12 protein-coding genes are annotated in these 21,346 nt (G+C 66.8%); 3 read left to right on the top strand and 9 right to left on the bottom strand.

Going from position 1 to position 21,346, the window contains the following annotated elements; translation table 11 throughout:
• Positions 1-4 precede the first annotated feature (4 nt).
• Together AC5RWQ_RS18365 and AC5RWQ_RS18360 are read right to left on the bottom strand one after the other, a co-directional pair.
• On the bottom strand, positions 5-472 hold the full coding sequence (locus AC5RWQ_RS18365) for a hypothetical protein (RefSeq protein WP_494283920.1): 468 nt from the start codon (positions 470-472) through the stop codon (positions 5-7).
• 396 nt (positions 473-868) lie between these two features.
• On the bottom strand, positions 869-2,470 hold the full coding sequence (locus AC5RWQ_RS18360) for a HEAT repeat domain-containing protein (protein WP_494283919.1): 1,602 nt from the start codon (positions 2,468-2,470) through the stop codon (positions 869-871).
• Between the two features lie 114 nt (positions 2,471-2,584).
• On the opposite strand from AC5RWQ_RS18360, the gene AC5RWQ_RS18355 reads away from it, so the two are divergent.
• Entirely contained in the window at positions 2,585-2,890 is a 306-nt protein-coding gene (locus tag AC5RWQ_RS18355) for a CPCC family cysteine-rich protein (protein ID WP_494283918.1), read from the top strand.
• Between the two features lie 242 nt (positions 2,891-3,132).
• Here AC5RWQ_RS18355 and AC5RWQ_RS18350 read toward each other — a convergent pair whose 3' ends face one another.
• Positions 3,133-7,110: an Ig-like domain repeat protein gene (locus tag AC5RWQ_RS18350; RefSeq protein ID WP_494283917.1), complete on the bottom strand. Its 3,978-nt coding sequence runs from the start codon at positions 7,108-7,110 to the stop codon at positions 3,133-3,135.
• A 535-nt stretch (positions 7,111-7,645) separates the two neighbouring features.
• Here AC5RWQ_RS18350 and AC5RWQ_RS18345 point away from each other — a divergent pair.
• Both AC5RWQ_RS18345 and AC5RWQ_RS18340 read left to right on the top strand, forming a co-directional pair.
• On the top strand, positions 7,646-8,221 hold the full coding sequence (locus tag AC5RWQ_RS18345) for a hypothetical protein (protein WP_494283916.1): 576 nt from the start codon (positions 7,646-7,648) through the stop codon (positions 8,219-8,221).
• 140 nt (positions 8,222-8,361) lie between these two features.
• On the top strand, positions 8,362-8,910 hold the full coding sequence (locus tag AC5RWQ_RS18340) for a hypothetical protein (RefSeq protein ID WP_494283915.1): 549 nt from the start codon (positions 8,362-8,364) through the stop codon (positions 8,908-8,910).
• 147 nt (positions 8,911-9,057) lie between these two features.
• Here the strand turns inward: AC5RWQ_RS18340 and AC5RWQ_RS18335 are convergent, their stop codons facing one another.
• From AC5RWQ_RS18335 to AC5RWQ_RS18310, 6 genes are all read right to left on the bottom strand, one after another.
• Entirely contained in the window at positions 9,058-9,603 is a 546-nt protein-coding gene (locus tag AC5RWQ_RS18335) for a hypothetical protein (RefSeq protein ID WP_494283914.1), read from the bottom strand.
• Positions 9,604-10,604: 1,001 nt separating this feature from the next.
• Positions 10,605-12,491 carry a hypothetical protein gene (locus AC5RWQ_RS18330; RefSeq protein WP_494283913.1) on the bottom strand — a complete coding sequence of 629 codons (1,887 nt, stop codon included), beginning with the start codon at positions 12,489-12,491 and terminating at the stop codon, positions 10,605-10,607.
• A gap of 795 nt (positions 12,492-13,286) precedes the next feature.
• Entirely contained in the window at positions 13,287-16,484 is a 3,198-nt protein-coding gene (locus AC5RWQ_RS18325; RefSeq protein ID WP_494283912.1) for a type I restriction endonuclease subunit R, read from the bottom strand.
• Complete coding sequence (locus AC5RWQ_RS18320; RefSeq protein WP_494283911.1) at positions 16,485-17,723, bottom strand: restriction endonuclease subunit S; 1,239 nt, start codon at positions 17,721-17,723, stop codon at positions 16,485-16,487.
• The gene (locus AC5RWQ_RS18315; RefSeq protein WP_494283964.1) at positions 17,716-19,299 is read right to left on the bottom strand and encodes a class I SAM-dependent DNA methyltransferase; all 1,584 of its coding nucleotides are present in this window, start codon (positions 19,297-19,299) and stop codon (positions 17,716-17,718) included. The genes AC5RWQ_RS18320 and AC5RWQ_RS18315 overlap by 8 nt, the downstream gene beginning before the upstream one ends.
• 43 nt (positions 19,300-19,342) lie before the next feature.
• Positions 19,343-21,232 carry a hypothetical protein gene (locus AC5RWQ_RS18310; protein WP_494283910.1) on the bottom strand — a complete coding sequence of 630 codons (1,890 nt, stop codon included), beginning with the start codon at positions 21,230-21,232 and terminating at the stop codon, positions 19,343-19,345.
• Positions 21,233-21,346 lie beyond the last annotated feature (114 nt).

Below are 21,346 nucleotides of genomic sequence, written 5' to 3'. Positions count from 1 at the left end.
ACATCTAGCAGTCGTCCTGCTTCCACTTGCCGTCTTCCCGCACCCACGGCTCCTTGGTCTGGTTCAGCGCAGGCACGTCGTACGTGTAGGTCACTCGCGCCAGGTCTCCCGAAATCTGCGCGTCGAAACTCTTCAGCGGCATCGCCTTGCCGTACATCTGCTTGGCCGCCGTCAGCATGCCGGTGAACTCGCTGAGGGTCACGCGATCCTTGCACCTGGCCGAGAACAGGTCGTACGCGACCGTGGGCTTCGCGTCGAGGAAGGCGTCCGAGTACTCCACCACCGCTTGGCGAAGCTCCTCCTGCCCGGCAGGCGCCTGGGCGGTCGGGCTGGCGGCGGCACTGGGCGATGCGGTCGCGGAAGGAGCCGCGGATGTCGAGGACGCCGAGGCGTCTGGCGTATCGGTGTTGCCCGCGCAAGCGGTGGTAGGAAGAACGAGAAGAGGCAGAACGATCATGGCTTTGCGGATCATGGCGCGCACGGTACTGCCGCGATCGGCCTCAATACCTGACGGGATCACCTGTCGCGCCTCGCAGCTGGCGACTCTGGGCGGGTGGGAGGGCAACCGGCCCCGGCCAGCACAGCGACACCCTCCCGGCCAGACCCGATACGGCGTCGACCGCTGCAACAGCCACCCCACCCCAGACGATGCCCACACCGCTTCCGGCGCTACCAGCACTGCAAGGTGACACGGCGAATACGAAACCGAAGACGTCCGGCCGGCCCCGCCCACGCCGGAGGGTTAAAGATCAAGCTAGCGGCCACAGCCCACGAGCTAGCAAGATCGGAGCGGGCGACGCAAGGGCGAGACCGTGAGGGAGATCCGCCCGCATGAGCCGTTGTTGACCGGCCACGCCGAGATCGTCGTTCACGAAGCTGAGCGAGCCGTTCGAGTGATGCTGGCAAGCCAGCCCGTGAGAAGCCCCGTGGTGTTGGCGCCCAAGGCTTGTGCCGCCCGCTGAGCAAGTTCGATTAGTTCGGCGTGCTCGGCGGCGGTGACGAGCAACGCGGGCGACGGTGTCAGACGCCACGCTGCCTGGGTGTGGTGACGCGTGAGGCCGGTGACGTCGGCCCGGCCGCGCCGGGCCAGTCCCGGGTCGGGGTCTACGGCCAGGATCAGTGCTGCGCGCAGGCGGACGGCGGTGGCCTGGTGAAGCAGGAGGCGGTAGCCGGCCCGGCGCAGTTCGACCCGCGCGTCGGCCAGCAGCTCCCACGCCATGCTGGGCGGTACCGTGCCGTAAGGCGGACGCAGGGCGGTGGTCGTCTCGCGTACGACGGCCGGTGATGGGTCGCGTAGCAGCGGAAGCATCTGATTGGCGTCGACGGCGTCGATCTGGCGCAGGGCCCGTACCGCCTGGGCGCGGACCGTCGCGGACGCGTGCCCCAGCAATGGCCTTAGCCGCAGGGCGTCGGAGTCCGATCCGGTTTCCGCTAGCCCTGCGATAGCGCCGGCCGGTGGTGTCGGCGCGGTGACCGCGGCGCGATAGTACGCCGCCGGATCGGCGTTGAGGCGCCGGGCGGCGTCTCGGGCTACCGCGCGTACCAGCGGGGCGTCGTCGTCGAGGTGGCCAGCTACGTCGGCGTCGTGGCCGATGCGAACCAGGCCGGTCAGCGCGATCGCCCGCACGTCACCGCGTCGGCTATGGGCCAGACGCTGGAGGATCGCCACCCGGCGGGTCCATACCGCCTCCCGGCAGGCCGCCTCGGCGGCCCGGGCCCGGATCCGCACATCCTGCTCTGTCTCGGCGGTGACGACGAGGTCGTTGAGGTTAAGCCAGCCCTGCGTCAACGCGATGTCGAACACGAATCGCCGCTGCCCTCGGTCGTGCGAGCAAGCCAGAGTCTGCCGTATGTGGGCGGACGCGGTCAGTAGGGCGGCCAGCGCCTGCGTGTAGGCGAAGCCACCGCGCTGCCGTAGCTCGAGCAGCAGAATGGTGGGCAGGGCCGCGGGCAGATACGTGCCGGGGTCACCGGCGAGCAGCAGCGCCAGACCGGCCCGCGCCCGGTCCCGTACTTGGGGGACCCAGTCACTGGCGCGTAGCACGAGGAACGGCATCAGCTCTGGACACGGCCGCACGAGCATGGCCGCGACCGACGTCTCACGAACCCGCCCGTCGCCGTGCGTGCTGGCCAGTGCGAGAGCAATTGGGCCGGCTGAGCCCTCGTGGAGGCGCGTGGCCAGCTGGTTGAGGACTGGCGAGTGGAAAGACGAGTACCACAGCACCCGGCGGGCATGCTCGTCCAACCGGGCGACCACCTTCGGGCGCCCGCCGAGGAACTCCAGCGCCACACGGCCCAGGCCATCGCCGTCGGTGGCATCGACGTCGGCCAGCACATCGACCAGACGATCCAGGGAAGTCCAACCCCGGGTGGCTGCCTCGTCCGCCGCAACACTGACGGCAGCCAGCCGTGCTTCAGGGTCCACGTCCCGCGGTGGCCTGCGTCGGGGGCATTGCTTGAGCCAGTTCACCCCGACATGGTGCTACAACGGTGATCACTCCCCGATGGAATATTCGGACTGCCCGGTGGACGGCCACAACGACAAGAGGCTGCACGCCGCTGGGCACCGGCGGCATGATCTGCGTTGTGTACCGCTTCTTCCCCTGCCCGTGCTGCTGGCCATCTGACCTTCAGCGATCCGCCGGGCTCATACGAGAGCTGCCCGGTCTGCTTCTGGGAAGACGACCCCATCCAGTTGCGCTGGCCGGGCTGGCCTGGTGGCGCGAACAAGCCATCGCCGATCGATGCGCAGGCAAACGTCGCGCGGATCGGCGCATGCGAGCAACGGCTGCTCCGGCACGTCCAACCCCCGCTGCCCGACGAACCGGATGAGGTTCTGCCTGAATGCGTGTCCGGCGATGATCACCTGCGCTGTCCTGTCCCTTTTTAGCCCACGCCCGCAGCCGGCGCCTCGCCTCCTGCAGCCGGACGGTGTAGTCCGGCCTGAACACCTCCCCGGCGACGTCTCCAGCACGCCCGAGATGCGATACAACGGTGACCACACATCTGATCTTCGTTGGTCGCATCGGTTGACGCCCTCGATTACTGCGAGAGGTGAAGCTGTCGTCGATCGGCCGGCCGGCCCTGCACGATGCCGTGAAGCTACCCCCGGACCCGGCGGACCGCGTGCCGCTACGGAACCCGGTTCAGGTAAGCCTGGTCCTGGTGCACATAGACGACCTGCCCCGTCTCGGCGGCGAACCCCCGGTTCGAGCACGCCGAGGAACCCTCACCGTATCCGGTCGCGACCGGTGAGACCCGGGTGATCTCACCGGTCGTCGCGCGGTAGGCGAAGACGTCCCCGCCCTCGGGGCTCCCGCCGGCCAGCAGATTGGACGGGCCGTTGAAGACCACCGTCGGGCCGTCGTCGGCCACCCCGCAGACACTGATCTGATCGCCCTTGATCGACGGGATCTCCACACGGTCGAGCAGCAGCGTGTAGGCGGCGTCGATGCCGGCCGGGGTCAGCTTGACGGTTGCGGTGTGCGCGTCGGAGGCGCTCGGCACGACCTGTTCCACGCAGATGTTGCCGCTGTTCCACCAGCACTTTCCCGCGAGGAACTCGGTGGTCGTTCCGGTTGTCAGGTCGAAGCGGAACGCGCTGTTCTGGCTCTGGCCGCAGTCGTCCGCCGTGAAGTAGACGGCCGCCCCGTTATCGGCGAACCGGACGAACGAAGGGCCGAAGAACAGGTTTCGCCCATCCGGACAGGTCATCACCGTCTGCGTGCCGTCGCTGATCCGGTACAGCACCACACCGCCGAAGTTGACCAGGTCACCGTCGTCGGAGATGGAGTAGCTGTCTGAGCCCGACCAGTTGCCGTACGACAGGGGCATCGCCGTGCCGGCCTGCACGTCGTAGCGCCAGAATGCGGGCTCGCCGCCGCGCGCCACCAGTGCGAACCGGCCGTTGGACGAGGTGGCGAGCAGCTTGTTCACCGGGCCGGGATCGCCCGGCAGGTCGATCCGGCGGGTGGTGCCGGCGGTCCGGTCGCGCACGTAGACCGAGATGTCCCGGCCGCTGGCTCCGGCGGTCAGGTCGGTCGCGTCGGACTGGAAGTAGACGTACCTCGCGTCCGCGCCGGTCGTCACGACGTACGTGTAACCATTCGACGAGCCGCCGGCGCGGGCGACCGAGATCAGCTCCGGCCCGGCTGCCGTCGGGTTCGCGATTCGCAGCGCGATCTGGCCGCTCGCGCGTTTGCCCTTCGCGTCGGTCACCGTAACGCTGATCGAGGCGCTGCCCACCGCGGTGGGCGTGCCACCGAGGTAGCCCCCCGCACTGGCCGTGATGCCTGGCGGCAAGCCGGTCACCTGCCAGGCGTACGGTGCCGTTCCCCCGTACGCGGACAGCGACGCCCGGTACGGCTGGCTAACCGTGCCGTCGGGCAGTGCGGTGGTGTGCACGGTGAGTGGGCCGCCCCCCGGGCCCGTACCGCCACCCGCGTCCGGGCACCGGTAGTACATGGGCCACGGGCCCAGGTCGAAGCTAAGGAACGTATACCTGAACTCCTTGATCCACGCGTTGAAGCGCACGTCGAAGTCGGCATGGATGCCGACGGTCAGGGCGACGCACCGCTTCGTGTCGACCGAGGCGGTGAACTTCGGCCCCAGGGTCACGCCGAGCCCGGCGACGCCCAGCACCTTCACCGAGACGTCCGCGCCGATCAGGAGCGACGCCGATAGTTCACCGGTGATCGAGACGCCCTCGCCCGCCTGCGAGCCCGCGTTGTACACCCGGATGGACAGGTCAGGGTTCGTGCTTACGCCGACCATCCGGTAGAAGTGCTGGGTGAAGGTGACCTTGCCGGCGACGGTCGCCTCGAATTGGAAGGCCGGCCCCAGGTCGACGGTCACCGGGATCTGCGTCGGCAGCACCCAGGTCAGCTTGTGGTCCCGGCGGAACGCGTCGGTGAGCGCGCAGGTGACCTTGCCCTGCACCGCTGCGGAGAACTCGACGACCGGCTCCGTCTGTAGCCAGAAGCTCAGGAACGGCGTGGTGAACAGCCCGGTCCGCTGCTCGAAGTGCACCCGCGTGTTCTCGAAGCGCACCAGCGCGCCCGAAACCTCCACCCCATCCGCCACCGTGCACCGGAACGCCTCCGGCCCGAACTTGATGATCGAGTGGTCGATGCTGGTGGACCCGGTGACGGCGCCGAGCTGTCCACGGGCACCCTGCCGCGGGCCTGACGCGTTCGCGTCCTGCGGCATCATGTCGACCGGGCCGTCGTAGCCGATGTCCAGGTTGGCGAACAGCCGGTCGAGCGGCGCCGGCGCCACGGTGACAGTCGTCGTGCCGCCCGCGTCGGACGTGACCGTGCCGACGGTCCCGGCCAGGCCCTCCGGGTACGCCGCGCCGCCGCCCTTGACCACAACCCCAGCACCCGGCCCGGGCCGCGGCGCGCCCAGGGCGAGGGTCAGCGTGTACCCGCTGGCCGCGTCACCACTCACCGCCGACACGCTCGCCGGCTCCAGGACCGTCGTACCGCTCGCCGGCTGGTAACTCTCGCGCTGCCTGACCGGCTCGGCCGGGTTCAGCTCCGGCGTGAAGTACCCCGCGACGTCCACCAGCAGGTGCGTCGCGCAGGTGGTGTAGAGGTTGAACGAACCGTCGGCGAGCCGGGTGGTGACCAGGTTGGGGCGGGTCTGCCCGGCCCGCTCCAGGTTCAGGCTCGACGCCACCGGCCGGGCGCTGCCGGCCGGGTACGCGGTGATGTAGCCGCCGCTCGCCGTCTCGGTGGCGGTCACGTTCGCCACCACGGCGGCGGCGCCGGTCGCCGGTACCGGGTCGCGGCCAGCGATCCGCACCGACACCGTGGCGCCCGCCACCGGCTTGCCTCCGGAGTAGCCGATCTGCCGGCCGGGCCGCGTCTCCAGCACCCGGGTCGGCCGGGTCGGCACGAACAGCCCCGCCGTGCTGTCCGCCGCGGCCGGCCCGGTGAACCACCCGGCCACGTCGGCGACGAGGTGAGTGGACTGCGCCACATACAGCTTCACCGTGCCGTCCGGGGACAGCGGCACCCACACCGCGTTCGAGATCGTCCCGTCCGCCCGGGAGATGTTGAGATTCGAGGCGACCGGGCGGGTCCGGTCGCCAGGCCAGACCGTCACGTAGCCGGGCGCGGAGTTCGTTGCGGTCACGTTGAGCACCACACCGCCGGCGCCCCCGGCCGGTACTCCACCCCGGTCCGCCACCTTCAGCGTCACCGTGGTCCCGGCGGCCGGCTTCGACCCCGAGTAACCGATCCCGCTGCGGGTGTCGAGCAGCCGGGCCGGGCTCAGCGGGACGAGCCGGCCCGCCGTGGCGGTCAGCGCGCCGGTGAAATACCCGGCCACGTCCGCGACGAGGTGCAGGCTGGACATCGTGTACAGGTTGACCCGGCCGGTCCCGGAGAGCGGGACCACGACCAGGTTCGGGATGACTTGGCCGGCGGTCTCGATGTTCAGGTTGGAGGCCATCGGCCGGGGCTGGTTCGCTGGCCAGACGGTGACGTAGCCAGCGGCCGCGGGGTCGACCGCCGTCACGTTCAGCGCCACTGCGGTCGCGCCCGTCGCCGGTACGCCCCCGCGCCCGGTGACCTGAAGGGTGACCGTCGCCCCGGCGGCGGGCTTGCCGCCCGTGTAGCCGCTCAACCGGTCGGGCCTGGTGTCAAGGATCCGGGCCGGCTGGAGCCCCACGAACCGAGTCGTGCCCGCCGGCACCACCACCTCGGTCGCCCCCGGTCCCGCGTCGGCGGCGGCGAACGTGCCGTCGCCCGAGTACCGCGCGCCGACCGCGTGCGCGCCGACCGCCAGGCCGGATACTGATGTGGTCCCCTTGCCGCCGGTCAGCTCGACCGGCGCCTGGTACGTCGCCCCGTCCACGGTGAACTGCACGGTGCCCGAGGGCACGTCCGACGGGTGCGCGCCAGTCACCGTAACGGTCGCGGTCAGCGGGGCACCCTCGGCGACCGGCGCGGCGGACAGCTCTACCGCCACCGTCGCGGGAGCCGACCCGGCCAGGGCCCGCGCCGCCCCAACCGGCGCCGCCGCCGCGGCCTGCGCTGGCAGCAGGGGTACGACCGTCAGCAGGACGGTGACTCCGGCCGCCCACCGCCGAGCCGCGCGCCCCACTCCGCGATTGTGGCGTTGCACTCGTGATCCGGACCGGTCCCGCCTGAGGATTTCCACCACCGGACCTCCACCGCAGTCGAACGGGATCGCTGGCCACCGGCGTCCCTCTCACTGCGGACGCCGTTCATGCAGGCTCTCGGACCGGCTCCGGCCGCGCTCATCAAGTGTTGGATACCGGACAGCATGATCGATCGCTCGGGCACCGCAGCCAACCGGTCCGGGCGACCCGGCCGGCGATCGGACCAGCAGGAATCAACCGGTCAGGGGTGGACCCGTCTCGGCACGGCCCATACCGCAGGCAGCCTCGGCCCATCGTTGAGTGGCTGCCGGTGGGAGGGGTAGCCGTCCGCAAGAGATCGGTCGCTGCTGCCTCGTTCACCGGCCGCCGCGCCGGACGGATCGCACGCCGTCCGGGGCCAGCATGGGCGACCGCTGCCCTCGCCCGACGTCACCGGGCCGAACCTTCCGTCGGCCTCCCCAGTAGCATGAAGACATCCGGCCGGCCGCCGTCAGCGGCCGGGCACACCCTCCCCCAATGCTCGGTTGGCAGCGGGGCGCTGCGCCGGTCCGCCGTCGAGGCGCAGGCGGTCGCCCGACGCCGGAGCGCCTGTCCAATGTCACCAACCGCGCCTACCCGCGCCCCCTCACCAGCGACCACCTTGAAGTCGTCGTTTGGGACAACACCAACACCACCACCGGCCGAACCGCCATGATCAATCGCTTCGATCGATGCCGCAGGTGGGACGGGCTCAGCCTCGCCGTGCTCGACCCCGACGAGCGGCACGTCGACCCCGACGAGCGGCACGTCGGCCCCGACGAGTGGTCGACCATCCCACCCGACGTCGCGGCAGCCCTCCACGCCCCGACACTCGACTCACCGAACGCCGCCCTCGAATTGCCCGACCGCAACGGCGCCCAGCTCACCGTCTTCGTCACCTTCGTCAGCGAAGGTCACGCGCAGGCGTGGCAACCCGCAGCCGACCGCTGGTCGCCCGTGGACCGCCTCCTCGTCGCCCTCTGCACGCCCGCCGCACGACGCCTGCCCCGGCTCCCGGTAGGCGGCACCCGCAGGACGAGCCTTCAGCCCGCCTCCACAGTCGACAGCGTTTGAGTGGCGAAAGCTGCACACTATCGCAGCTATCTCAGCCACTGCTGGCCGATATATGCGTTTGCAAGCTTGCTTACGTGTTTACATACCGGCTCACGCCAAAGTAGACTGTTGGCATCGCCGCTACGCGAGAGTGGAGAGCCGTGAAGATCATCGAAGGCACAGTCGACGAGATCATCGAGTACCAGACCCGAACCAACCAGGTGCCCCCAGCAGACGACGACGAGACTGCAGCTCCGGAGAAGGAGGCACTCCCGACTCGCAGCACCTCGGCGCTCGACTCCGACGACGAGGAAGCGTTCTTTATCAAGCAGTTCGTGTACACCCGCGCGAAGGACGGCGGCACGGCTAACAGGGTGCTGACGTTCCTCGACCGCGCCTTGGAACTCAAGACCGTGGTCGCGATCGGGGAGTCCGACCGCACCCACGACGGCTACACGGACTACATCATGGTCCGCGACCAGGGACCGAAAAAGTACGGGGCCGTCGTCTACGTCAAGCCGGGCAACGGAGGCCTCACGCTGCGCCTGCGCCCCGAGGATGTCAACGACCTGGACGACGACCGGATCAAACTCCGCAACGTCGCGCAGACCCAGAAGTACGCGGTGAACTGCCCCCTGAACGACGGCGATGCGGTCGATCTCGCGCTCGTTCTGACCGAACGCGCCCTCAAGAAGGTGCGCGGCAACTGACCTATCCCCGCGCGGCCCGGCCAGAGCCCTACCAGATGGCGAGGCTCCAGCCGGGCCGCGACCGTTGGGCGAAAGCCACCGTCAACGGCTGGCGGGAGCCGCTACCCGCACTCTGGCAGTCGCTTCCGACAGCCGGCGCCCTGCCGATCAGCGATACAGCTTGCCGGGACAGCGCTCGGCGACGTAGCCGATATCGCTTCCCTCGGTGACCATTGCCTCGCCACCTGCCAGCGGCACCCCTACGTACCAGGCCCAGCAGTTGGAGTCTCCCGCCTTACGCAGGTCGCGAGCCTTGTAGTCAGCCTCCGTGCCGAAGACCTTGCAGAACGCCGCCTTCTGTTCCCGCAGGAAGACCTCGACGCACTCGCGGCCGACGCGCTCTAGCGTCTTCAGGTCGTTGCTGCCAGCGACAAACTCGACGTTCGCTTGCCCACCCTTGTTCTGCTTGTTGACCTCGTTGCTGCGCACCATCGACTTGCTGAAGTGCAGCTCGGGGGGCGCAGTCGTGGCTTGAGCCGACCGAGTTGCCGGCATGCGAGCGGGCGGCTTCACCACCTCAACCGTTGGAGGCGTGGGCCCGACAGACGGCCTCGAACTATGCCCGGCCTGGTCGCCGCAAGCACTCAACGCGGACAGCACAAACGTCGAAAGCATGAACGCCGCGAGCAGCAGCCGGGAAGGTGAATGTCGCATCGGCCTTATGATGCCATCATCGCAGACAGCCGGGTCGGGGCAGCCAGGCGGACCTTGAGAGCGGTCATCGCATTCGGAAATGGGCCCCTATGGTGCCGTCGCTGGCGACGGCGATGGTGTTGCCGTCCGGCGAGGCGCCGAGCAGGACGCCATGGATGTACAGGCGTTGCCCCTGGCACAGCAGCGCGCGATGCGGGTGTGTCCGGTCCTTCCCGATTGCATAGGGAGCGGTCAAAATGCCGAGGGAGGTAGGCCGAGTAGCGACGTACATAAGAGTCACTATGGTGTCGGCACCGACGAGTCGGTTGGGGCGCTTGCACCGCGAGGGCCCGATAAGCCGCCCCGGCTCCAACTCGCTGCCCCTTGGAGCGCCGGGCGCAGGCCGACAGGTGCCAGATCAACATGTCGACCGACCCGATGTCGCGATCGCCGCCTGGTCGGAGGGCCGGGCGCAACCGGGTCTCGCCGCCGGCGCCGGAGGCCTTGATGGTGACTTGCGACCCTCGCCCGGTCCGAGTGCCAGGTGCAGCCAGAACCTTGCTCGTTGGCGCCGTCAGGGACTCGGATCCCGAACCCCCGGATTAGGAGTTGGCCATGGGGGTGCTGGTTGGTCCAAGTACCCGCGGCCAGTCCGCGCGGACCGCCCGGTTGGTCCACAATTTGCCCGCTCACCCGTCCATCGGGTCCCAACGACGGCCTGCCCGTCCATGGCGCGCGAGCACCCGCGGAGCACCCCATTCGGATAGTCGATGTTCCGGTGATGGCAACGGCTGGTTTGTTCCGAACCTGTGCCGCCTGCGTGCTGGTACACCTACCACGGTCAAGCCCACAACCGATGCGGTCAGTCCCACTGCTGCACCTTGCCCGCTATACTGTCTGCCGGATCGGCGTGCAAGACGTCAGCGGCTCGCAACCGCACCGGTCCACTCGGGGGAAATCCGGGTTCGAATCCCGGCGCGTCTCACCGACGTTTCGTCCAATCGGCAGGACACCCCCCACCTTCATCCGCTTCTGTCCCAACCATCAGAGGTCGGGCTCGTGAGGTGCGAGAGGTTAAGCCGGTACGAATCGGGCTGAGCGCGCAACGCCGTCGCGATCGTTCCCTTGCGATCGGCTAGGCACTCAATAACCTGCTTGGCCGACATTGCTTGTCGATCAGCCAGACCAGCTCCGCGCGAAACCTCGTACCAGTTCCCAAGGAACTCCAGCAGAAGATCGGCCAGTGCGGCTGCGCCGTGGGCGGTAGCCAGATCCCCTGGAACAGTGAAGGCACCTGAGTGAACAGACATGTTGCGGACGGCGTAGACCCAGTCCAAAACGCGGAGATATCGGTCGGTCCACTCATCGAGTAGGTCAGCAAGACGTGGCGGCGTGGCCAGTCGGTCGCGCCACTGCGCCAACTCAACAGTTGCTAGTCCCGGAAGGTTACTGCCTAACCTCGCCAACGCATCTCGGGCGTTACGGAGCTCCTCACTATCGCGTGCCTGCGATGGCTGAAGGACATCAAGCCAGTGGTTGACATCCATGAGATGACCACGGGTATCTGTGGCGACGTAGCCATGCAGATCGGACAACGCACATTCCAGGTCTCGCCGCAACGACTCAAGACGCTGGCGGGCGATGTGCGCTGATTTCGCAGCGGCCGCAGCGCGGTCCTCTAGAGACATACGGTGCCGGGAGCCGAGCGGCACGTTCCGGGCTGCACGGGTAGCCTGCAGCTCAAGGCGGGTGGCCGCAGCCGCGTCTTCCGCCGCGACGGCCAGCATCGCGGCAGCGGCCTGGCGCGTGTTGTGGTAGCTCTCCACCATTTGCTGCCGCAGCGACTGCAATGCCATCGCCTCGGCCAGGGCCTCGACATCCCGCCGATTACTCGCAGTGACGCCGCACGATTCCATCGCAGTCCATGCCAAGGAGACGCGAGACATGGGGGCATCCGTCGTCGCGGCGAGGTGACTCATGCGCAGCGCCTCTCGCAGTTGATCGGGCCAGGCCTTGGTCAATGGGTATGCAGCCGCCACGCTTGGACCGACAGCGTGGAATACGGCGGTGTACTTGCTCCCGGCGCGAGCGCCCAGCGAAGCCGGGGACAGTCGCAGGTCCGCGATCCGATGACCAGCGACGTACTGATCTAACAATTCACTAATCTCTCGCCGGCCTATCTGAATGGCAGTCCCTCGGTCACGTGCCCGAACTGACAGGGAGACCAGACAGGCGGGCCGGCTGTCCCGCCCTGCCTGCTCTGCACGTGCGGCTTCAACGAACCGGTAAAGCTTGGAACTGCCGTCGCCCCATCCTCGGAACCGTTGCTCAGAGGCTGTTCGCAAGTCGGACTGTTGCGCAGTCGGCAGCAGAGATTCCAGTGCCGAGAGCGAGGATGCCCCTCGCACAATGCACGCAACGTTGAAGTCCGCCTCGTTAGGCACGATCACCCGGTAAAGCACACGGGAGTCCAGCGCTCGAGAGGTAAGCGCTCGGAACATGTCGTCCCGCAGGTCTGCGTAGTCCCGGCCGTCGAGCGATGCCCGACCAACGACCTCCAGAGCGAGGCGATCTACGCCTTCCGGTGTGGCCGCATTCCATGCGCGGTCCAGCAGCATCGGGAAGATGCCTTCGAGCTTGCCCGACACCGCTGCCAGCTCAGTAGCGAGAGCCGCCGGGTCCCCACCGTACTCGGCCGGTACCCGCACGAGGGTTTGAGCGAGGTCGCATAGCACCGGATCACCTGGAAGCAACTTCTGCGAGGCCGTCACCGCCTGTAACGCCGAGTCGCAGACGCGCAGTAAGAGCCCCGACTTCGGCTGACCTGAGCGGGCGTGTCGGTCGAGCACGACCCAGGCCTTGCTCACCTCGCTCGCCAAGGACGGATACGTCGAGGCATGGCGGCTCACGAAGGATTTGCTATTGGCTGCACGCAGTACGGCCTGCACTAGATGCCGGCGCACGCTGGTAAGGCCTGCGAGTTCTAAGTGCCTGCTTAGCGAGGACTCAAATCCACCGTACGCCACTTGGCTCCGCGCCTCCTGCTGCTCGTGCCATGAGTCCATCTCGTGAGGGCACGAAGCTTCCGTCAACCCCGGAACGCTTCGCTCCACTCCCACAGTCCATCCGCCAAGAACCCGTTCCATCCGGTCCCGCTCAGCAGCATATGCCGCATCGACGGATTCCCTGAGCCTCGTAGGCCGCGGGCCGCCCTTACTACAGTAGCGGTCGACTACATCCCCTTCGTCCGCAATGTCACTTTCCACCGACGGTTAACACCGTCGACCCATCGGGGGAAGGCATCTCCCGTTAGACATTACTAGACCACTAACTCGCAGGCGAAGGGCCGAGCCTGTGTTGTCTCGGTCCACAGGAATCAATGTGTGACCAAGATATGCAGTCAGCTCCTCCTCGGTCGATACTGTTGCCACCACCTCTCCGCAGGCTTCTCGTTAAGGGCCCCCTTGATCACAGCAAGGGCCCTCGGTGAGTAGCACCAGGTGTTGAAGAACTTCCTGGCGTAGCGATTTCGCCCCACGTTTACCGTGATCCCTGGATTCTGCCCGATTAATTTGCTTGCACGAACCGCCCATTCAGTCAAGGAGGGGCCATCCATCGATACAGCGGCCTCCAGTCCGCTCCCCCGGCGATTGGTTTTCTCTGGCACCAGCATGAGATCCCAGACAAAGCGGCAGGGACGATAGTCAGAGGGCGGCTGATTGCGAAGCGTAATGCGGTGCCATCGCCTCCATCTGCTCGATGACCAGCCGGATCGCTTCGGGCTGCTTGTCCGGCGGGTACTTGTACCGCACCAGCAGCCGCTTGATCGAAGACCGCAGCTTGGCGCGCACGTCGTCGCGTACGGTCCAGTCGGTCTTCACGTCGCGCTGCATGATGCGGACTAGGTCGCGGGCGATTTGCGCCAGCACGTCCTCGCCCTGCATCTGCACCGCGGACTCGTTGGCGCTGACCGCGTCGTAGAACGCCAGCTCGTCGTCGGTAAACGGCGGGGTGAAGTGCGCCCCTCGGTTGCGTTCGGCGGCTACCTCCTTGGCGAATTCGACCAGCTCGGCGATGACCTCGGCGGAGGTGAGCTGCTTGTTGGTGTACTTGTGCATCAGCTCGGCGATCCGCTCCGAGAAGGCACGCTGGCGGACCAGGTTGTGCCGTGTCACTCTGGTGGACTCCTCAACGAGCAGCGCTCGCAACGCCTCGATCGCCAGGTGCGGGTTGCTCGCTGCCTTCGCCTTGGCTTGGAACTCGGTACCGAGGTCGGCGAGGGAGGGTCTGGGGATACCGGCGGCCTCGTAGATGTCGATGATTTCACCGGAAGCGGTCGACGATGCCACCAGCGCCGACAGCATCCGCTGAATCTCTTCCGGTACCGGCTTGCCTGCGGCCTGGCGTTCCTGGGCGTCGAACTTGCCCATCCACACCCGGACCTCTTCGTAGAACCGGGCGTCTCGACGCCGCAGGTCGTCGAAGGTGTCGCTGCCGGAGGACAGTGCCCAGGCGCGGGCGAGCTGGTTGGACAGCTTGCGGTAGCGCTCGCCAAGGCTTTCCTCGCCCTCTGCGGCCTGGTTACCTGGGGTCTGCGGGGAACGCAGGTAGTTGGTGAGGCCCACTGCGGCCTGGATCCAGCTCCTTGGCCCGCCGTCGAGGCGGGACCGCCAGTCGAAGCCGGCACACAGTTGGTCGAGTGCGGCCAAGAGTGCGACCGCCAGGTCAACGGCCTCGTCGACGTTCTTGCCGACGGGCTTGGCAGCCTGGTCGTCTTCGGTGTACTCGGCGAGCGCCTTGGCGAGGTTGTCGATCAGCGGTGCATAGGCGACGAGCAGGCCGTCGGGCTTGCCGCGGAAGGTTCGGTTGACGCGGGCCAGTGTCTGCATGAGCAGGGCGCCCTTCAGCGGCCGGTCAAGGTAGAGCGTATGCAGCGGCGGCGCGTCGAAGCCGGTGAGCATCATGTCCTTGACGATGACGAGTTGCAGGTCGTCGTCGGGGTCGCGCAGCCGTTGCTGGATGGTCTTGTTCTCGGCAGACCGGCGCACGTGCTGGGAGACCGGAGGCTTGTCCTGGGCGGTCCCGGAGTAGACAACTTTGATCTTTCCCTGATCGAGGGCATCGCTGTGCCAGTCGGGCCGCAGCTTGATGATCTCCTCGTAGAGGTTGGCGCAGATCTCGCGGGTGCCGCCGACAATGAGTGCCTTGCCGGGGGTACCAATGAACTTGACCAGCTGCGCTGACCGGTTCTCCCAGTGCTCCACCAGGTCGGCGGCAAGGGCCCGGAGGCGGTCCGGGGCGCCGTACACGGCGTTGATGACGGCGACGGACTTCTCGATCCGGGCGCGCTCCACCTCGTCGAGTCCGATGGTGGCCTCGTCGGCGGCCCGGTCCAGGTCCTCGTCGGTGACGCCGCTCGTTAGGCCGACCTTGATCAGGCGTGGTTCGAAGAACACTGGCACCGTCGCGCCGTCCCTCACCGCCCGCGTGAGGTCGTATGTGTCGATGGTTCTACCGAACACCTCCTCCGTGTCTTTCTCGCCATGAATCGGCGTACCTGTGAAGGCGATGAACGAGGCGTTCGGCAGGGCGTCGCGGATGTGCCGGGCGTACCCGTCGAGGTCGTCGTAGTGGCTGCGGTGCGCCTCGTCCGCGATGACGATGATGTTGCGCCGCTCGGACAGCAGTGGGTGGTCTGCGCCGGCCTCACGCTCCTCCTTGGTACGGCCGAACTTCTGCAACGTTGTGAAAAGGATGCCGCCGGTGGTGCGGTCGGTCAGCTCGTCGCGCAGCTGGGCACGGCTGGTCACTGCCACCGGCTGTTCGGCCAGCAGCAGTGACCGGGCAAATCCTTCGAACAGCTGGCCGTCGAGTTCCTTGCGGTCGGTGACCACGACGAAGGTGGGGTTGCGCAGTTCGGGGCGCTGGCCGGCCAGGTGGACGTATAGCTCCATTTCCATGGACTTGCCGGAGCCTTGCGTATGCCATACCACGCCGGCCCGGCCGTCACCGTTCACCGCTACGATGGTCGTGCCGACGGCTTTGGTGACGGCGAAGTACTGGTGAGGCTTGGCGATCCGCTTCGCGTACCCGTCGGCACCGCCGTCGAACGCGGTGAAGTTTCGCTGGAGCTGGAGGAATCGCTCAGGGTTGAACACCCCGTCGATGAGGAACTCCAACTCGGTGCCCAGGTGGCTGTCGTCCACCGCCTCGCCGAACCGGACCGGCTTGCCGTCGTCGTTAACGTTCCAGGGCGAGTAGTGGTTCAGCGGGGTGAACGAGGTGCCGTAGCGGGCCGTGATTCCGTCGCTTATCACGGTTACCACCCCGAACCTGAGCGCCATCGGGAACTCACGCAGGTACGTGTCGAGCTGGGCATGCGCGCCGGGAAGATCCCCCTTCGTGGCCGCGGCCCGCTTCAGTTCGACAATCGCCACAGGCAGGCCGTTGAGGTAGAGCACGATATCGAATCGGCGGTCCACCTCGGCCGAGCGGACAGTCACCTGGTTGACGGCCAGGAACTCGTTCTCCCACGGTCGGTGACTGATCAACCGGATGGTCGGGGTCTGCTCCACGCCGTCTGAGTCGGTGTAGCTTATGCCCCGGTAGCCCTTGGTCAGGATCTGGTGCAGCCGGTAGTTCTCGGTGATCGCGTCCTGAGACGTCGGCTCAATGATCTCCGCCAGAGCCTGAGCCAGGTAGTCGCCCGGGACGTGCGGGTTCAGCTCACGCATCTTCGCGAAGGTGCGGCTGGGGAGCACGATGTCTGCCCACGAGGTACGGCCGCCTTCCGTACCCGGCGCGATCGCGGTGCCCGACAGCGGCTGCCACTCCTGCTCGGCCAGCGACTCCAACGCAATCGCCTCCCATTGGGCCTCACTGACCCCCGACTGCGCCTCCACTCAGACCACCTCCTCCACAACCTTCTCGGCATCCCGCACCCGAATCCGGCCCGACATGAGCAACGGCAACAGCTCATTGCGAACGCGCTCGAGTTTGTCGTTCTCATGAAACAAGGCATGCATGCAATTAGTCACCGAATGCTGAAACAAGCCTTCGGCGCGCTGGATTGACAGCTCGGGAAGAGGGATGCGAAGTGATCGGACATCTTGAAGGTTGACGTACGGCGCCATGTCGCTCTTGTGCATTACCGCGGTGAGCTGGTCAGTCAGATCGCGTGAACTGAACCACGCCGCCACATAGCCGGAGTCGACAGCACTTTTATCGAGGACTCGGAAGTAGCACATCTGCGGACTGTAGACGACCGCCTCCATGTAGGCTGGGACGATTGCCACTCTGCCGACTGACCCTTTCGTGGTCAGTACAATGTCACCAGCCCTGGAGGCCTTTGCGCCGATGCGCGCTCGGTACTCTTTCGACACAAAATCCGGCCCGTCAGGGAAGATGCGGCAACCACGCACGTCACCTGCCCGAAGGATTCGGATCCCGGAAGTCCCGTGCTCCGACCGCTTCGTGCGATACCCGTCGCTAAACTCAATCGCTCGACAGTCGGCTAGTTCACCGAGAGACACCCGCTTACTAACGCACAGGGTAGAGACCTTCACGAAGCGCGCATTGAGCAAGTTTTGAGCGATCCTTACGGCATGGTCATTGGCCGCGATTTTGTCGTCGATCGCCCCGAGAACCTCCGCAATTGCTCGCTGCTCTTCGATAGCCGGGCATTGGATCTCCAGCGATCCAATGTCTCGGAGATTTATGTAGGCTGCCATGTCGGTATTGTTCGCCCGGTAGGCGGCTTGCCGGCGAAAGTCCTCGGACTTGAACCAGTACGACAGGTAGCGGGCTGAGATAACACTCGGATCTAGAACCCTGAAATAGCAAAGTTGAGGACTGTAAACGACCTGCTCGGCCGAGTCGGGATATATCGCGACTCGGCCAACAGTTCCCTTCGTCGTCAACAAAACGTCACCCGGCTGGCTTAGCTTCGGGCCAATAGCGGACCGGAAACTCTTGCGTACATAGTCATCGCCGTCCTGGGCTACGGCGTTATCCAGCACATCGGCAACTCGGAGGATTCGATAACCCGGCTGGCCATGTTCCGAGCGCTTCGTGCGGTAGCCATCTCCGAATGCAAGTACGCCGAGATCACTAAGCTGTTTGATTGTTGCCGTCTTAGCCACTGACGCGCTCCATTTGCTGACGTACGACCTTTTCCAGCCGAGCCGTCTCGTCGAAGGCTGCTAGCAACTCCCGCGAAAGCCGCTCGACCTTCTCGTCCAGTGGCTCGCCGTCGTCTGCCGCTGCCGCCGTGCCGACGTACGGACTAGGCGTGAGGGTGTAGCCGGCCTCCTTGATCTCGGCCAACTTGATGGACTTGCAGAAGCCGGGGATGTCCTGGTAGGTCAGCTTCTTGCGAGCGGCGGAATCCGTCCCCCGCCAGGCGTGGTATGTGTCGGCAATCTTTGCGACATCGTCGTTCGACAGCGCCCGTTCTGCTCGGTCGACCATGTAGCCCAGCTCGCGGGCGTCGATGAATAGCACCTCGCCGGGTCGGTCCACGCGGCCGTTCTTGCCGGCCTTCTTATCCTTCGAGAAGAACCAGAGACAGACCGGGATGCCCGTGCTGCGGAAGAGCTGCGTCGGCAGCGCCACCATGCACGACACCAAGTCAGCCTCGACGATCCGGGCACGAATCTGGCCCTCGCCGTTCGAGTTTGACGACATGGATCCGTTCGCCATCACCACGCCAGCGCTGCCATCTGGCTTGAGCTTGGAGATGATGTGCTGGATCCAGGCGTAGTTGGCGTTGTTGGCCGGTGGCACTCCGTACACCCAGCGGGGGTCGTCCTCTCGCCTGGTCCAGTGCTTGATGTTGAACGGTGGGTTGGCCATCACGTAGTCCATCTGGATGTCCGCGTGCTGGTCGCGGGCGAAGGTATCGCCCCACCGCGCCCCGAGGCCGGAGTTGTCGATGCCGTGGATGGCGAGGTTCATCTTCGCCATCCGCCAGGTCTCCTCGATGCTTTCCTGCCCGTAGATGGCGACGTCCTTCGGGTCGCCATCGTGCTCGTAGATGAACTTCTCCGTCTGGACGAACATGCCGCCCGACCCGCAGCACGGGTCGTAGACGCGCCCCCGAGACGGCTCCAGCACCTCGACGATCACCTTGACCACGCTGGGTGGGGTGAAGAACTCGCCGCCACGCTTCCCCTCGGCGCGGGCGAAGTTGCCGAGGAAGTACTCGTACACCTCGCCCATGAGGTCCCGCGCGCGGTGCTCACCCTGCCGGCTGAACTTGGCGCTGTTGAACAGGTCGATGAGCTCACCGAGGCGGCGCTGGTCGATGTTGTCCTTGTTGTAGAGGCGGGGCAGGGTGCCGCCCAAGGCGGGGTTGGCGGCCATGACCGCGCTCATCGCCTCGTCGATGAGCTGACCGATCGTCTTGGCTGGCTCGTCGCCCACCGCTGGCTTGCCCTTGGCGTTCTCCGCCAGGTACGACCAGCGCGCAGCGGGTGGGACGACGAACACTCCGTACCCCTGGTACTCCTCCGGGTCGTCGATGAGTTCCTCGATCTGGCTGTCGTCCATGCCCTCGGCGGTCAGCTCGGCGCGGATCTGCTCGCGGCGCTCGTCGTAGGCGTCGGAGACATACTTGAGGAAGACCAGGCCGAGGATGACGTCCTTGTACTGGCTGGCAGACAGCGACCCGCGGAGCCGATCGGCAGCCTTCCACAGAGTGTCCTTCAACTCCTTCATGGTCGACGGTGCCGACGGTTCCTGCCTCTTGGGCGGTGGCATTCTATTGTCCTTCCTCGGTGTTGCTGCGGGAAACAACGCTGACCACGCCCGCGGCCACGCCGTCGATCAGAGCGGTGATCAGATCATGCAGGGCGTCCTGCCGCTGGCGTAGGGCTGCGTCGTAGGCGCTAGCCTCGACCAGCGCGCTCTCCAGCGCCGCTCCTGACTCGGGATCGAGAACTGGGATGCTCCACGTCCGCCACTCGCTGGTCGCAGACTGGTGGTTGATGATGGCGGCGAGGGTGTGCGGACCGATCCTTGCGGTCGGGCGTAACCGCAGGAGCCGCGATGGGGACGCCACCAGTGAGTTGCCGTGTTCGTCGACCCGTGCGCGCGGCCGAGAGCCTTCGATAAACACCACATCACCTGGTTCGGTGCGGTGGGCTCGCGGGTAGAAGCGCGCGGCGTCGAACGGATCCAGAGCGACACCGTCGGCTGAGCCGTCAGCGCTGAGAACCAGGATCGAGCCGTCCGGCACCGCGTGCTGGGGATCGATACGGCAACCACGCCGCATCAGCAGGACGCCAGCCTCATGTAGCTCGCCGAGGGACCGTTGCCGCAAGAGGATCGCGCCCGGAGCGGCGGTTAGCAGAACGTCCAGCGGTGGCAATGGCTCGGCGACGACCAGCGCCGCGGCTTGGGCTCGACTGAGGTGGTTGTCGGACGACGTGCTCAAGCGGGCTGCCCGCACGCCTGCCGGCACGATCGGCGAACCGGTCAGGATGACAGGCAGGTCCGTGACTCGGAGGTAGCGGAACGCGCGGCTGTTGTCGCCGGATAGCGCGGCCGAGACATCGGCGGCGAGGTCCTCCATCGATAGGTCCGCTGACGGATACGCGCTCAGGTCCCCGACCATCGGTCGGTTCGCTGTAAGGCCGCCCGCACAGATCCACAAGCCGAGCGCTTGGCGGTGCGCCCGCCGCCACATCCCGCGCGGCAGACGGACCGCAGCGACCAGGTGACCCAGCCGCAACATCTTGGCGCGAAACCGTTCGGCGTCTCCGCGCAGCCGCTCACACAGCGTTCCGGCCGGCCCGACCACCACTCCCACCTCGTTCGGGCCGAGATCGAGCAGCAGATCGTCGACCCGTTCCAGGGCCGCCTCACCCTCCAGGTCGAGCACGGTCAGTACGCGCAGCAGTGGTCCCTCGGCAGGATTCACGACCTCAAGCTCGTTGAGGAACGCACGGCGACGCAACGCCCGTTCGGCCGCACCATTACCGCTGATCAGCAGACGGTTTCCGGAGGCGATCGCCAGGGCAAGGCTCGACGGACCGTCGGCGAAGGCGATGGGGACGCCGTCCGGATCGAGGTGCAGGATCCCGGCCCGCACGATGGCGCCGACGAGCGCCATCGCCTCCACCGTTAGGTCCCGCCGGCCGAGCGCCCGGCCCGCAGGCCCGTCGTCGAGTCGGGCGAGCGCCTCCGGCAAACCGAAGGATGCCTCAACCAGATCGTCAACGAACCGCAACATCTCGTCGGTGGCCGCCAGCCGCCGTACCTCGGTCAGGAGGAACTCGTCCCGGGGGTCGCTGAGCTGCGCCAGCCTCTCCCGCTCGGCAGGAGTCAGGTCGGCGACGTCGCTGTCGCCGTCGGCGTGGAGGCAGAGCAGGGTCACGAGATCTTCCAGTGACGCGTCCGCCGGGATGCTCAGCGCCGGCGCGTCCAGGCGGTGCTCCGGGTTGTTGCCTCGGCCGGTACGCGTCAGCCAGTCGACGACCTCGTCTCTTGCGAACCGTTCCACGGGGCCGGCTGGTGTCACCGGGTCGGGGAAGGGAATGTGGCGGCCGCGGACCTGGGGTCGGCGCCGCCACATGCTGACCACGGAACGCTGTACGCCAGCGAGCTGAGCGACATCACGCAAGGTCAGCGTCGGCCCCGCCTCAGTCATTCACACCTCGCTCTACCCGTGAGTCCCCAAACCGTAACCCTCTCGCATTGTCTCGCAGCACCCACCACTCCGATAAACCCGCTTATCAGCGTTGGTGCTAGCGCTGATCTCAGC

This window comes from Micromonospora sp. BS32 (genome assembly GCF_059089345.1).
Note: the sequence above shows the minus strand (reverse complement) of the source record. Positions and strands in the feature narration are given on the sequence as shown.

What these genes read in the sequence shown, in the direction of transcription:
- AC5RWQ_RS18365 (WP_494283920.1), bottom strand. Translation starts at nt 472, where the DNA reads ATGATCCGCAAAGCCATGATCGTTCTGCCTCTTCTCGTTCTTCCTACC.
- AC5RWQ_RS18310 (WP_494283910.1), bottom strand. Translation starts at nt 21,232, where the DNA reads ATGACTGAGGCGGGGCCGACGCTGACCTTGCGTGATGTCGCTCAGCTC.
- AC5RWQ_RS18345 (WP_494283916.1), top strand. Translation starts at nt 7,646, where the DNA reads ATGCTCGGTTGGCAGCGGGGCGCTGCGCCGGTCCGCCGTCGAGGCGCA.
- AC5RWQ_RS18335 (WP_494283914.1), bottom strand. Translation starts at nt 9,603, where the DNA reads ATGCGACATTCACCTTCCCGGCTGCTGCTCGCGGCGTTCATGCTTTCG.
- AC5RWQ_RS18315 (WP_494283964.1), bottom strand. Translation starts at nt 19,299, where the DNA reads ATGAAGGAGTTGAAGGACACTCTGTGGAAGGCTGCCGATCGGCTCCGC.